Raw genomic sequence first — 14,133 nt, 5'->3', positions numbered from 1 at the left:
CGTTTTCACATCTATTTAGCTTGGTCGAGAAAGTCATCACGCTTGAGAACGTTTCGCTAGTCGACTTCTTGGGCCCCGACAACCAAAATATCCGCCAGCTGGCGGCTGCCTTCCCCGGCAGTAAAATCATTTCGCGCGGAAACGAGATTAAGATCCAGGGCCAAACGGCCGTTATCCAGCGCATCAACGACATTCTTTCGTCGCTGCTCGAGCACTACCACCAGTACGGCCAGGTTACGGACAAAACCGTGGCGCAGTACGTAGGCTCGTCGGATGAGGAGCTGGAGGACGCCCGCCTCGCCTCGTCGCCCGACGTAATTTTGTTTGGCGCGAAAGGGGGCATCATCAAGGCCAAAACCGCTAATCAGCAGCGCTTGGTTGATGCCGTAAACAAAAACGACCTGGTGTTTGCCCTCGGGCCGGCCGGTACGGGCAAAACCTATATTTCGGTAGCCCTGGCCGTGCGCGCCCTCAAAAACAAGGAGGTCAAGAAGATCATCATTTCGCGCCCCGTGGTAGAAGCCGGCGAGAACCTAGGCTTTTTGCCCGGCGACATGAAGGAGAAAGTAGACCCTTACCTGCGCCCGATTTACGACGCGCTGGAGGACATGCTGCCGCCCGAGAAGTTTAAGTTCTACCTCGAGAACAAGACCATTGAGATTGCGCCGCTGGCCTACATGCGCGGCCGCACGCTCAACCACGCCTTTGTATTGCTCGACGAAGCCCAGAACACCACGCCCTCGCAGCTGAAGATGTTCTTGACGCGCATGGGCCCGAATGCAAAAGTGATGGTGAACGGCGACCGGAGCCAGGTTGACTTGCCCACGAAGATTAAATCGGGCTTGTTCCATGCTTTGGATATTCTGCAAGACGTGCCCGGCATTGGGTTCGTAGAAATGACTGCCGAAGACGTGGTGCGTCACCGCTTGGTAAAGCAGATTGTAATGGCCTACGACAAGCACGACGCCGACCAGCAGCGTGCCCAAGCCGAGCGCCCGGTGCGCCCCGCGCGCTACTACCAACCCGGCCAGCGCCCCACCGAAGCCGACGGCGACGACCGCCCCGTGCAAGAGTTGCCCGTAAACCAGGAGCAGGCCTAGGTTACGTTGGCTAATAATATTCGACGGCGCGGTAGCTTTGCTGCCGCGCCGTTGTGCTTTTCTCAATCTTACTTTTGCCATGACTACCGCCCACCGCATCACCGCTCCCGAAGAACTTGAGCAGGCGTTTGCCATCCGTGAAAAGGTGTTTGTGGAAGGCCAGAACGTGCCGCGCGAGCTGGAGCACGACGCCCACGACCAAGCCGGTGCCACGCACTACCTGGCCCAAGCCACCGACGGCACGCCCTGCGGCGCCGCCCGCTGGCGCCGCACCGAGGGCGGCGTGAAACTGGAGCGTTTTGCCGTGCTCGAGGAGTACCGCAACCAGCTAGTAGGCAGTGCTATCCTGAAAGCCGTGCTGCGCGATGTACAAACCATGCACCCCGAAGCCACGGTGTACCTGAATGCGCAACTGCGCGCGGTGCCTTTTTACGAGCGCCACGGCTTCGAGAAAGTAGGCGAGCAGTTTACCGAGGCCGACATTCAGCACTACAAAATGGAATGGCGCAACCCGGCAGCGGCAGGCTTGTAGCGCACGCGCCGCGCCGGCCGTAGCCACCCTAAGCATTCCTGGCCCGTACAAACCTGCCTAGGTCGGAAAGTATAGGTGAAGGATTTTTATAGAAGGCAGGCTATGGTAATTCGCTCCACCACCATTCCGTGGGCCACACACCCGGCGGTTCGGCTCGTGTTGGCTTTGGTTCTGGGAATCGTAAGCTGGTTTTACTGGGGCGAGGCATTGCCCGAACTATTGCCCTGGTTGGCAGCAGGCACAGCATTGTACCTAGGGGCTAATTGGTGGGCCACGCGGGCAGGCGCGCCCAGTGCCCACGATGCCGTGGGCCTGCTGGGCCTGGGTGTGGTGGTGCTGGCCGGCACCACCGTAGCCCAACAAGCCACCGAAAGCCGCCGCCCCGAACACCTGTATCACCAAGGCCCCGTGGAGTTTTACCGCGCCGTGGTGGACGACTACACCGTGGTGCGGCCCAACACGTACGCCACCACTTTGCGCGTGTCGGCGGTGCGGGTGGCGGGGCAGTGGCGCCCGGCCCTAGGTGGCGTGCGGGTATCGGTGCCTAGGTACGAGGCCGGGGCGCAGGAGCCGCATTACGGGCAGGTGTGGTTGGTGCGCGGTGCGCCAGCGCCGGCCAAAGCACCGCTCAACCCCGGCGAGTTCGACTACCGGCGCTACCTCAGCTACCACCAGATTTACCACCAGCAGTTCGTCCACCCCGATCAGTACCGCGTAGTTGCGCTCCGGCCGCCCAACTGGCTGCGCTACTACAGCATGCAAGCCGCCAAAGAGTTGGAAGGCGTGTTCAGGCGCTACGTTACGGCCAAGCGCGAGTTTGCCATTGCCAATGCCTTGGTGCTGGGCCTGAAAGACGAGGTAGACCGCGACACCAAGCAGGCCTACGCCAACACCGGTACCACGCACATCATGGCCGTGTCGGGCTTGCAGGTGGGGTTACTGTTTGGGGTGTTGCAGCTGGTGCTAGGTCGGTTTTTCGGCAACACGCGCGGATTTCGGGTGTGGTCGGCAGGGGTGGGGCTGCTGGTAATTTGGGCTTACGCGTTCCTCACGGGCTTGTCGGCCTCGGTGCTGCGGGCAGCCGTAATGTTCACGTTTGTGGCCGCGGCGCGGGCCGCGGGCCGGCAAAGCAACATGTACAACACGTTGGCGGTGGCCGCCTTCTGCCTGCTGCTCTACGACCCGTACCTGCTCGTCGATGTAGGCTTTCAGCTCTCGTTTCTGGCCGTGCTCAGCATCGTGTACCTGCAGCCGCGCATTGCCCACTGGGTTGATGCGCAGGAGTGGGCAGCCCGCCGCATTCGGCCGTGGCAGCCGCGCTGGCAGCAAAAGCTGCTAGGCGGCACGGGTTGGGCCCTGGATGCGGTGTGGCAGGCCGTGGCGCTTTCGTTGGCGGCGCAAGTGGCTACGTTTCCGCTGGGCTTGTTCTATTTTCACCAGTTTCCGCTCAGCTTTTTGCTTTCCAATTTGGTGGCAGTGCCCTTGTCGTCGTTGGCGCTGTACGTGGGCCTAGGGCTGCAAGCCGTGGCGTTGTTGGCCGAAGGCGCCGTGCAACTCACGGGCCTGCAAGCGTTGCTGTGGCTTCCGCGCGGCCTGGGATGGGTGTTCGAAAAGCTGATCTGGCTGTTCAACGAATACATTGTGTGGGTAGGCGAGGCCATGCCCGGCGCATTGGTTACGGGCATTCACCTCACGCCGCCGCAAACCTGGCTGCTGTACCTGCTCATTGCTTTGCTGCTGGCTTTTGCGGCGTGGCGGCGGATGGTGTGGCTGGGCGCGGCGGCCGTGGTGCTGCTGGGGTTCTCGGGCAGCCGCGTGCAAGCCGATCGGCGCATTGCCGCCGATAAACGCCTCGTTATCTATAGCATTCCGCGGCGCTCGGCCCTGGGCTTGCACGATGGCGCCTCGGCCCTCATCCTCACGCCCGACTCGCTGCCGCTCAACCACACCGAGCAAACCTACCGCGTGTTGCCGGGCCTAACCGAGCGCGGCAACCGGCAAGTGCGCTACGTGGCCGGCTGGCCGCCGCAGCTGGCCGTGCGCCACCTAGGTCCGGGCGGGCCGGTGCTCCTCAGCTGGCACGGCTTGCGCGTGGCCTACGTTAGCCAACGCCTCTGGAAAGGCCAGCAGCCCGTGCCCGTTGATGTGGTGGTGCTGCGCCGCAACGCCCGCGTGTGGCCCGAGCAGCTGCTGGCCACCTTCGGACCTAGGGCCTTGGTGGTGTTCGATTCGTCGTGCCGCGCGTGGTACGTGGCGCGCCTGTTGCCGCAACTGCAAGGCCTGGGCATGCGCGCGCACGATGTAACTACGCAAGGCGCTGTGGTGCAGCAAGTAACAACTGGCTTAAGGCATCAGCGAGTTGCACTATCCAACTAAGTTTAGCAGGCCCCCGTCCAAACTCGTTATTCCTTCGTACATTCTCTCGGTGCAGCACCTTAGCCGGCTGGTTTTGATGTCGCATCATTTTTGTTAGGTTTGACCCGAGTCCGTTTGGGCCACCGCCGCGCACCGGGCCTGTACGGCTCCGCTGCCGGGCCGCCAACGGCCCGGAACACCGCGCGCCCCGGCCCTCCACCACATCCCACACGCAACGACGACTCATGGAAGATATGGCTACCCAAGAGCTAGAAGCGTTACAGTACATTCGCTACGAAGCGAATGAGGCCATCGGCTACATCACGCTCAACCGCCCCGAAAAACGCAATGCCCTGAGCTCGGAGCTGGTAACCGAGCTGAAGCAGGCCTTCGAGTACGCCGAGAACGACCCCCGCTGCAAAGTGGTGGTGCTGCGCGCCGAAGGCCCGGCCTTTTGCGCCGGCGCCGACCTAGGCTACATTCAGGAACTGCAAAACTTCGGCTACACCGATAACCTGGCCGACTCGACGCACCTGATGCAGTTGTTTCACCAGATTTACACCCTCAAAAAAGTCGTAATTGCCCAGGTACAGGGCCACGCCCTTGCGGGGGGCTGCGGCTTGGCCACGCTGTGCGATTTTTCGTTTGCCGTGCCCGAGGCCAAGTTTGGCTACACCGAGGTGAAAATTGGTTTCCTGCCCGCGATTGTGAGCGTATTCCTGCTGCGCAAAATAGGCGAGGCCCGCACCAAGCAGCTGCTGCTCACCGGCGACGTGTTTTCGGCTGAAAAAGCGGCGGCCTACAACCTCATCAACGAGGTAGTGCCCGCCGAGCAACTCGCCGACCACGTGTACCGCTTCGCCCGCAGGCTTTGCGTCGAAAATTCGGGGCAAAGCATGGAAATCACGAAGGAAATGATTGGCCGCATTCCGGAGCTGCCCCTCGAAGAAAGCCTGCGCTACGCCGCGCGGCTCAACGCCGAGGCCCGCGGCTCCGAAGACTGCCGCCGGGGCATTTCGGCCTTCCTTAACAAAGAGAAGATTACCTGGAATTAACGCCGGGGTAACCACCGCTACGCGACGCGCGGCTTTCTGCTTCGGGGCACTCGGGTGTAATTAAGCCTACCACCCGCCTGCCGGCAGAGCGCCGCGCGTCGTTGCTGTTGTGGCCGCCGAAGCGCTAACTTCCGCTGCCGCCCGCGTGCCACCTAGGCGGTTAAATAAAACAAGTACCACTTCTTGCGGTTAGCATACCATGACTCCTCTGACTGGCGCGGCCTTGGTGGCCCTTACCTTTCTGGGTATGGAATTCGTGGCGTGGTTCATGCACAAATTTGTGTTGCATGGCCCGCTGTGGTTTTTGCACCGCTCGCACCACGTGCGGCACCCGCACCGGTTCGAGCGCAACGACTTTTTCTTTCTGTTCTACGGCGGCTTGTCGATGCTGCTGATGGTGTACGGCGGCCCCGAAAAGGATTGGCGCTACTGGGTGGGCATGGGCGTGGCCGTGTACGGCACGCTCTACTTTTTCGTGCACGATGTGCTCATTCACCGGCGCTTGCCCTTTTGGAAGCGCACCAGTAACGCCTACCTGCGCGCCCTTAACATGGCCCACAAAATGCACCACAAAACCACCGGCCGCGAGGGCAGCGAGGAGTTTGGCTTGCTGTGGGTTTCGCCCAAATATTTTGCCTTGGCGCGCCGCAAGTCCCAAACCAGCCGACCCGGCTCCGCGCAGAGCCGCGTTGCTTAACTTATTTTCTTACCTCTCTTCCTGTTCCGTGGGCCAGTTTTCAATTAAGGACCTGGAAAGCCTTTCCGGCATCAAGGCGCACACCATCCGAATGTGGGAGCAGCGCTACGGCGTGTTGCGCCCCGAGCGCACCGCCACCAACATTCGTACGTATTACGACGCCGACCTGCGCCGCCTGCTGAACGTGGCCACCCTGTGCGAACGGGGCCACCGCATTTCGCAAGTGGCTAGCCTTTCGGAGCAGGAGCTATGCCAGGCCGTTGCAGCCTGTTGCATCGATCCGCACCTGTACAACCCGCAGATAACCGAGCTGCTCACGGCCACCCTGGACATGGATGAGCCCAAACTCAGCCACGTAATTGCGCGCGCGGCCAAGGAAATCGGGTTCGAGCACACCATGATTCATATCGTGTACCCCTTTCTGTACCGGATTGGGGTGCTCTGGCAAACCGGCAGCCTCAACCCGGCGCAGGAGCACATGGCCTCGCACCTGCTGCGCCAAAAGCTGTTGGCCGCCGCCGATGCCCTGCCGCCCGTTGAGGCCGGCACCACCACCCGCTGGGTGTTGTTTTTGCCCGAAGGCGAACTACACGAGCTGGCTTTGCTGTTTATGAACTACCTGCTGCGCGTACGCCAGCACCACGTATTGTACCTAGGGCAAAACCTGCCTGTGCGCGAGCTGAGCGCCGTGTGCGCGTGCTACAAACCGCACTACGTGGCCTCGGTACTTACTACCGTGCCCGAGCGCGACCGGGTACAGCAGTTTCTGCAGGAGCTGGGCACGCTGTGCCCCAGCGCCGAGTTTGTGTTGTACGGCCCGGCGCTGCAAGCCGAAGCCGAAATGCCGCCGCGCTTTCAGCGGGTGCAGCGCATGACCGATTTCATTGCCCTCGTTCAACAGCTGGCTTCAACAGAAACCGTAGCCGCGAGCAATGAGGCGGTGTGATTTGATGAAATATGCAAATAGTTGTATTGCAGTTTGTTAGCTCGGCAATTAAAACCGCATTAACGAATTTGGCTAAATATCTTTAACAAGCTTTTATCGGGCAGTGAGTGGTGTTCATCGAGTTTTGGGGGTGGTTCACCGAAACCGCGAAAAAAAGGGACGGCAGGCACGTATGCTTATGAAGTAGTTTCGTATGTTTGTTTAGCTTTTGGGTATTGAAAGTTAAACAGGCGTATGACTTCCCTGGAATTCACCAACCAAGTACAAAAGATTTCCTACTCGCTTCGGCCCGTGGCGATGAACCTCACCCGCGACGCCGACGACGCCAAGGATTTGGTGCAAGAAACCCTGCTTAAGGCCCTGCTGAACAAAGAGAAGTTCAAGGCAGGGACCAACCTGAAGGCGTGGCTTTACACCATAATGCGCAACACGTTTATCAACAATTACAATAAGATAACGAAGCGCAACAGCCACATTGATACCACTGAGTACTTCCAGTACTTCAACACCGATGAGAACTACATCACGCACAACGGCGCCCAGTCGGACTTCGTGGTGACGGACATCAACGAAGCCATTGCGCACCTCGGCCACGAGTACCGCACGCCTTTCATGATGTACTACATCGGCTACAAATACCAGGAAATTGCAGAGAAGCTGCAGATTCCGATTGGCACCGTCAAGAACCGCATTCACATAGCCCGCAAGGAGCTCAAGAGTGCGCTTAAGGTCTACGCTCCCGGCGCGTAGGGGGAAGGAGTAATCGAGTCGGGAGCGTGCACGGGCCGCAAGCTGCAACCTCAACCGGAGGGCGTGGCTTGCGGCCTTTTTTGTGCGGCCCTAGGTGCCCGCCGGCCGCCGCCAAAACAAAGTGCGGGCACATTTGGTAGCTTGCTACCTTTCATCAACATCTGTACAGCGCTTGAGTACCTCCGCCCAACCCAGTAAAAAAGTAATCGTGATAGGGGCTGGCTTTGCCGGTTTGGCCGCTGCTGCCTCGTTGGCGCAGCGCGGTTACCGCGTTACGGTGCTCGAAAAAAACGACGGCCCCGGCGGGCGGGCGCGCGTGTTTCGCACGCAGGGCTTCACCTTTGATATGGGCCCGAGCTGGTACTGGATGCCCGATGTATTTGAGCAGTTTTTTGCCCGCTTCGGCCACACGCCGGCCGATTTCTACAACCTCGTTCGCCTCGACCCCTCGTACCGCGTGGTGTTTGGCCACAACGATTTCCTGGATGTGCCGGCCGACATGGAAGCCCTGCGCCGCATGTTTGAGCAGCTGGAGCCCGGCGCCGGCCGCCGCCTCGACGATTTCCTAGGTCAGGCGGGCTATAAGTACCGGGTGGGCATGAGCAAGTTCGTGAACAAGCCCGGCCGCTCGGTGCTGGAGTTTGCCGACCCGCGCCTGCTCGTGGATGCCGTGCGGCTCGATTTGCTCCAGAACATGCACACCCACGTGCGCAAGTTTTTCCGCCACCCCAAGCTGGTGGAGTTGATGGAGTTTCCGGTGTTGTTTTTGGGTGCTACGCCGCAAAACACGCCCGCGCTGTACTCGCTCATGAACTACGCCGACCTGGCCCTAGGTACCTGGTACCCCATGGGCGGCATGCACGAGATAGTGCGCGGCATGGTGCGCGTGGCTGAGGAGCAGGGCGTCGAGTTCCGCTACAGCCAAGAAGTAGAGCTGATTGAGGTGCAGAACGGCCGCGCCACCGGCGTGCGCACCAGCAGCGGTCTGGTGGAGGCCGATATCGTAGTAGCCGGCGCCGATTACCACCACGTGGAGCAACAACTGCTGGCCCCCGAGCACCGGCACTACTCGCCCAAGTACTGGGAAACGCGCACCATGGCGCCCTCGTCGTTGCTGTTTTACGTAGGCCTGAACAAGCGCCTCAACAACGTGCGGCACCATAACCTGTTCTTCGACGAAGACTTCAACCAGCACGCCCACGAGATTTACGAGGCGCCGCGCTGGCCCAGCAAGCCGTTATTCTACGCCTCGGTACCCAGCGTAACCGACCCATCCTTGGCGCCCGAAGGCTGCGAAAACCTGTTCCTGCTGATACCCGTGGCCCCCGGCCTAGGGGGCGACGACGAAACCACCCGCCAGCGGTACTACGATATGGTGATGACGCGCCTCGAGCAACACACCGGCCAGAGCGTGCGCGACGCCGTGGTGTACTGCCGCAGCTACGCCCACCGCGACTTCATCGAGGATTACCACGCCTTTAAGGGCAATGCCTACGGGCTGGCCAATACCCTGCGCCAAACTGCCATCCTCAAACCCACGCTCAAAAGCCCCAAAGTGAGCAACCTGTACTTTACGGGCCAGCTTACGGTGCCAGGCCCGGGCGTGCCGCCTTCGCTGATATCGGGGCAGGTGGTGGCCGGCGAGGTAGAGAAGGAAAACGCCTTGCCCGTCTGATTATGCTTACCTTATTAATACGCTGACAAAGCCAGCCGCCCGCCCGTCCGCTACCGTTTAGCTTCTTCTGCCGTAGATACCGCGTACCACACCAACCTTTCCCAATGGCCACAGCTCAACCCGCCGTTTCGCCGCCGTCCGTTGCGGACCACGTGGCCCTTTTCGACCGGGCCAGCCTGGCGTGTAGCAAGCTCATCACCCAGCGCTACAGCACCTCCTTTACGCTGGGCATCCGCAGCCTCGATGCGCGTTTTCACGAGGCCATTTACGCCGTGTACGGCTTTGTGCGCTGGGCCGATGAAATAGTGGACACCTTCCACGACCGCGACAAGGCTGCCTTGCTGCGCGAGTTTCGCGCCGAAACCCACCGCGCCATCGACGAGCAGTTCAGCATGAATCCTGTGCTGCACGCCTTTCAGCTGGCCGTGCACCGCTACGGCATCGACCGCGAGTTCATCGATGCGTTTCTGCACAGCATGGCCATGGACCTCGAGGACATTTGCTACAACGACCAGCTCTACAACGAGTACATCTACGGCTCAGCCGAGGTGGTGGGCCTGATGTGTTTGCGCGTGTTTTGCGAAGGCGACGAGGCCCAGTTTGAGCAGCTGCGCCACCCAGCCTGTCGGTTGGGAGCGGCGTTCCAAAAAATCAACTTCCTGCGCGATTTGCGCTCCGATTACGAAGACCGTGGCCGGGTGTATTTTCCGGACGTGTGCTACGAGCAGTTCGACGACGCCTGCAAGCGGCGCATCGAGGCCGACATCAAAGCCGATTTCGATGCGGGCTACGCGGGCATTGTGCAGCTGCCGCGCTCAGCCCGCCTGGGCGTGTACTTGGCCTACGTGTACTACCTCAAGCTGTTTGCCACCATCCGGGAGCTGCCGGCTCAGCGCATTTTGGCCGGCCGCGTGCGCGTGCCCGACAACACGAAACTTCTGCTGCTTGTAGGGTCGTATTTCCGGTACCGCCTGCGGGCCATTTAAGGCCGCTGCGCTACCGTCCTGCCCCGTGAAACTCCTGTTCAGCCTGCTTTTAACCTTGCTCGTTACCGTGCTACCTGCCGCCGATACCGCCGACGCCCAATCGCCGTACGCCTTGCCCGCGTTGCGCCGCCATTACCGCCAGGCCGCTACCGACGAGGAAGCAAGCCGGCGGTTTCATCTGCTGATGCGCAACTATGCCCAGCGCGATGCCGTGGTGCTGGCCTACAAAGCAGCCTCCGAGGCCATTATGGCCAAGCACACTGGGGGCGTGTTCGATAAGCTCGACCGCGTGAAAGCCGCCAGCCAGCAGTTCGACGCCGCTGTGGCCCTTAACCCCAAGCACCCCGAGGTGCGCTTCCTGCGTTTCAGCATCGAGAGCAACTTGCCCAAGTTCCTGGGTGCCAGCAAGCACCTCGACGAAGACCGCGCCCTGGTACAGCAGGCTTTGCTGCGCCACCCCAACTCGGGCCTCGATGCCGAGGGCTTCCGCATCGTGCGCGATTTTATGCTCACCAACAACCACATTGGCGGCTCCGAGGCTGCTAAACTGCGCCAGTTGCCCGAGTAGGCTGCGCGCAGCACCAAGAGTATGCTATCTTAAAGCAGAATTCACACCTTCTGCCGCACACTCTGCCGCAACCTTCTGCCTGGCTCCTTGGTTACCGAGACAGATATGCCGCTCAACCTAAGTGTACGCATCGACCCGAACTCCGGCTTCTGCTTTGGGGTAATCTACGCCATCCAAATGGCCGAAGACATCCTCGACGAGCAGGGCTACCTGTATTGCCTTGGCGACATTGTGCACAACGATGAAGAAGTGGAGCGCCTCGAAAAGCGGGGCCTGCGCATCATCGATTACGACATTCTGGAAGCCCTGCGCGACGAGAAGGTGCTGATTCGGGCCCACGGCGAACCGCCCAGCACTTACCAAACAGCGCTGCAAAACAACCTCACCCTCATCGACGCCTCGTGCCCGGTGGTGCTGAAGTTGCAAAACCGCATCAAGAGCAGCTACGACCGCAAAGAGCGCATTTTTATTTACGGCAAGCACGGCCATGCCGAGGTGCGCGGCCTGCTGGGCCAAACCCGCGGCGACGCCGTGGTGTTCGAGAACCTCGACGAACTGCTGCGGCACGAGTTGCCGTCCAACATCACGCTCTACAGCCAAACCACCAAAAGTACCGACAGCTTCTACCGCATTAAGGGCGAGCTGGAGGGGCGGGGCTACCACGTGGCCGCCAACGATACCATTTGCCGCCAGGTGTCGAACCGCGACCAGGAGCTGCGCCGCTTTGCCGCCGAGTACGACCAAATCGTGTTCGTGTCGGGTACCAAAAGCTCCAACGGCAAAGTACTGTACCAGGTGTGCAAAAACACCAACGACAACACGCACTTCATATCCAAGGTAGAGGAGCTGCAAACTGCGTGGTTTGAGCCCGGACAGACCGTTGGCATTTGCGGCGCCACCAGCACGCCCATGTGGCTGATGGAAGATGTGCGCGATGCCCTGTTGCGGCTCTGAGCCGCTTGCCACCGGGGCTGCCGCGCAATGCGGGCCGGCCTAGGTGGCTTTTCGTTGATTTAGCATTATGACCCAGCTTCAGGCACAACCTTTCGCAGTGCCCGCCACGTACCGGCGCGTTCGGCCCAAGCCGCTGGGCTCCAAGGGCGTGGTGGTAGCGTTGCTGATTTTGGCGGCGTGGGCTGCGCTGCTAGCGTTTTTGCTGGCTTTTTACCAGCCCAACTGGCGCACGCCGTGGCCGTACTTGCTGGCCTTGGTGCAAACGCACCTTTACACCGGCCTGTTCATTACCGCGCACGATGCCATGCACGGCGTGGTAAGCACCAACCGACGTCTTAACAATGCCCTAGGCACGGTGGCGGCGCTGCTGTTTGCTTACAACTGGTTTCCGCGGCTGCTGCCGCGCCACCACGCGCACCACCGTCACGTAGCCACCCCCGACGACCCCGATTTTCACGACGGCCAGCACCCCAGCTTTGGGCTGTGGCTGCTGCGCTTTGCCCGCAACTACATCACGCTGTGGCAGGTGCTGCTGATGGCCGCCACGTTTAATGTGCTGAAGCTGTTCTTCCCGGTGGCCAACGTTATTGCCTTCTGGATGCTGCCGGCGGTGCTGGCCACGGTGCAGCTGTTTTACTTTGGTACGTACTTGCCCCACCGCGGCGAGCACGCCCCCGACAACGTGCACAAATCGCGCAGCCAACTGCCGCACCACGTGTGGGCGTTTGTGAGCTGCTACTTTTTTGGCTACCACTACGAGCACCACGACCAACCGTACCTGCCGTGGTGGCGGCTGTGGCGCACCAAGCACGCCGAGGTGCCGCTGCGCCCAGGGCCTGCCGGCACCTAGGCGTGCTTGGCCGGCTAGTGCGTGCGTCGGATGAGGGCGCGGTTTACGATGCGCTCCGTAACCTTGTCGCGGTAGGTTTGGCCCAGGGGCAAGGCGTGGCCGCCCACACGTACTTCTTGGTTGCTAACCGCCTCGATGCGCGCCGAATTGACGAGGTAGGAGCGGTGCGTGCGCACGAACATGCCGGGCGGCAATTGCTCCTCAATGTTCTTCAGGTTGACGAGCGTGAGGTGCGTGCGGCCGTCGGTGGTGTTGATTTTGGTGAAGTCCTTTAGCGCCTCAATGTAGAGCACCTCGCGGTAGTGCAAGCGCACGAACTGCGCATCGGTGCGAATGAAAAACGACCCCCAACCCGACAGCGCATCGCCCGACTCGACGGCGGCCGGCACCTGGACGGTGCGCAGCAAGCCGGCAATCTTGTTTACGGCTTTTAGAAAACGGTCGAGCGAAATTGGCTTCAGCAGAAAGTCGCACACATCGAGGTTGAAGCCCTCCATGGCGTACTGCGGGTACGATGTCATGAGCACCACCAGCGGCGGCTCGCGCAAGGAGCGCACCAAATCGAGGCCCGACAGGTGCGGCATCGTTACGTCGGAAAACAGCACTTGCACCTGGTGGTCAAGCAAATACCGGTGAGCTTCGAGCGGGTCGGCAAATGCTGCTTTCACCTCCAACACGTCCGTCATGGCAGCATAAGCTTGTAGCAAATCCAACACCAGCGGGTCGTCGTCGAGAAGCAAGCAGGAAATCTTCATGACTTGGTTGGGAATAGAGGCGTGGGGTCAATATAGCGAGCAGAAGTATAGGGTGCTAAAAAATATTAAAAGAAAACAATGTTGGCCTACTACAAAGCGCCCCTGGTCGACTTCAAACCGGGTTTCCTCGATTTTAACCACGAGCTAGCTCAACCGGAGGCCGGCATGTTCCCAAACTATTGCTGGCATGTGGCAACTATAGCGCTGAAAGTGTGTACATTACTGTATGATGCTTGCCGCCCTTTCACACACCTGCCGCTATGTCTCAATCTATTGCTGCCATACCCCTAGCCCCGCCGCTTGTGCTGGGGGTGGCCTTTACAATACCGCGCCATGAGCCGGCGCGCTATCCGCGTCCCGATGTTGGCGCACGTTTCATCAAGCTGCGCATCGACCCACTACTGGACCTTTTGTTTGTATCGGAAGTAACCTTACCCTCCAACCTCGATTGTTTGGCGGCCCTTACCTCGCCCGGCGTAACCGCCGTGAGTTTGCGTACAGCCAGCCTCGAGCTGCTGCCCGAAGCGCCTTGCACGGGGCCGCGCCGAGGACCTTCGCTGAACGCTTTTGCCAGTGGGCAATGCTTTGTAACCGCCCACGACCGCAAAGCCCAGATAGCCACTTTTGGCGAGCGGCAAGTGCACGCCACCGGCATCGAAATGCAGGTGCAGCGCCACGTTAACCTGCTGGAATACCTGCGTTCCGATTGGTTTACGGTGGAGGTTTCGGGCACATTGCGGCGGCGCCTAACCCAGCCGCTGCCCCTGCGCCTGCAACTCACCTTCGATGTGCAAGTGACAGAGCAAGCCAAAGGCCCGTTGGCCGCATAACCGCAACGCCCCGCTTACGCAAAACGCCGCCCTAGGTACCTAGGGCGGCGTTTTGCGTAAGCGGGGCGTTGGCACACAGG

The 14,133-nt window shown here is 60.5% G+C and carries 14 protein-coding genes; 13 read left to right on the top strand and 1 reads right to left on the bottom strand.

Going from position 1 to position 14,133, the window contains the following annotated elements; translation table 11 throughout:
* The first annotated feature begins 20 nt into the window (after positions 1-20).
* From D3Y59_RS07920 to D3Y59_RS07865, 12 genes are all read left to right on the top strand, one after another.
* Positions 21-1,100, top strand: a complete 1,080-nt coding sequence (locus D3Y59_RS07920; protein WP_119444567.1) for a PhoH family protein — start codon at positions 21-23, stop codon at positions 1,098-1,100.
* 79 nt (positions 1,101-1,179) lie between these two features.
* Complete coding sequence (locus D3Y59_RS07915; protein WP_119444566.1) at positions 1,180-1,632, top strand: GNAT family N-acetyltransferase; 453 nt, start codon at positions 1,180-1,182, stop codon at positions 1,630-1,632.
* A gap of 102 nt (positions 1,633-1,734) precedes the next feature.
* A complete protein-coding gene (locus tag D3Y59_RS07910) occupies positions 1,735-4,008 on the top strand; it encodes a ComEC/Rec2 family competence protein (protein ID WP_119444565.1) in 2,274 nt (757 codons plus the stop codon).
* Between the two features lie 224 nt (positions 4,009-4,232).
* Positions 4,233-5,042 (top strand): enoyl-CoA hydratase/isomerase family protein, encoded by an 810-nt coding sequence (locus tag D3Y59_RS07905; RefSeq protein ID WP_119444564.1) that lies wholly within the window; start codon positions 4,233-4,235, stop codon positions 5,040-5,042.
* A 199-nt stretch (positions 5,043-5,241) separates the two neighbouring features.
* Complete coding sequence (locus D3Y59_RS07900; protein WP_119444563.1) at positions 5,242-5,739, top strand: sterol desaturase family protein; 498 nt, start codon at positions 5,242-5,244, stop codon at positions 5,737-5,739.
* 28 nt (positions 5,740-5,767) lie between these two features.
* Positions 5,768-6,685: a MerR family transcriptional regulator gene (locus tag D3Y59_RS07895; protein ID WP_162910627.1), complete on the top strand. Its 918-nt coding sequence runs from the start codon at positions 5,768-5,770 to the stop codon at positions 6,683-6,685.
* Between the two features lie 234 nt (positions 6,686-6,919).
* Positions 6,920-7,435, top strand: a complete 516-nt coding sequence (locus D3Y59_RS07890; RefSeq protein ID WP_119444561.1) for an RNA polymerase sigma factor — start codon at positions 6,920-6,922, stop codon at positions 7,433-7,435.
* A gap of 172 nt (positions 7,436-7,607) precedes the next feature.
* Positions 7,608-9,110, top strand: a complete 1,503-nt coding sequence (locus D3Y59_RS07885) for a phytoene desaturase family protein (protein ID WP_240410570.1) — start codon at positions 7,608-7,610, stop codon at positions 9,108-9,110.
* A gap of 104 nt (positions 9,111-9,214) precedes the next feature.
* Positions 9,215-10,096, top strand: a complete 882-nt coding sequence (locus tag D3Y59_RS07880; RefSeq protein ID WP_119444560.1) for a phytoene/squalene synthase family protein — start codon at positions 9,215-9,217, stop codon at positions 10,094-10,096.
* A gap of 25 nt (positions 10,097-10,121) precedes the next feature.
* The gene (locus D3Y59_RS07875; RefSeq protein WP_119444559.1) at positions 10,122-10,664 is read left to right on the top strand and encodes a hypothetical protein; all 543 of its coding nucleotides are present in this window, start codon (positions 10,122-10,124) and stop codon (positions 10,662-10,664) included.
* Positions 10,665-10,769: 105 nt separating this feature from the next.
* Positions 10,770-11,618: a 4-hydroxy-3-methylbut-2-enyl diphosphate reductase gene (locus tag D3Y59_RS07870; RefSeq protein WP_119444558.1), complete on the top strand. Its 849-nt coding sequence runs from the start codon at positions 10,770-10,772 to the stop codon at positions 11,616-11,618.
* 67 nt (positions 11,619-11,685) lie between these two features.
* A complete protein-coding gene (locus tag D3Y59_RS07865) occupies positions 11,686-12,468 on the top strand; it encodes a fatty acid desaturase (RefSeq protein ID WP_119444557.1) in 783 nt (260 codons plus the stop codon).
* Between the two features lie 14 nt (positions 12,469-12,482).
* Here D3Y59_RS07865 and D3Y59_RS07860 read toward each other — a convergent pair whose 3' ends face one another.
* On the bottom strand, positions 12,483-13,223 hold the full coding sequence (locus tag D3Y59_RS07860) for a LytR/AlgR family response regulator transcription factor (protein WP_119444556.1): 741 nt from the start codon (positions 13,221-13,223) through the stop codon (positions 12,483-12,485).
* Positions 13,224-13,483: 260 nt separating this feature from the next.
* On the opposite strand from D3Y59_RS07860, the gene D3Y59_RS07855 reads away from it, so the two are divergent.
* Positions 13,484-14,053 (top strand): hypothetical protein, encoded by a 570-nt coding sequence (locus D3Y59_RS07855; RefSeq protein ID WP_162910626.1) that lies wholly within the window; start codon positions 13,484-13,486, stop codon positions 14,051-14,053.
* Positions 14,054-14,133 lie beyond the last annotated feature (80 nt).

The organism is Hymenobacter oligotrophus (assembly GCF_003574965.1).
GTDB lineage: Bacteria > Bacteroidota > Bacteroidia > Cytophagales > Hymenobacteraceae > Solirubrum > Solirubrum oligotrophum.
The sequence above is the reverse complement of the archived record's forward strand: the minus strand, read 5'-3'. Positions and strand labels throughout refer to the sequence as shown.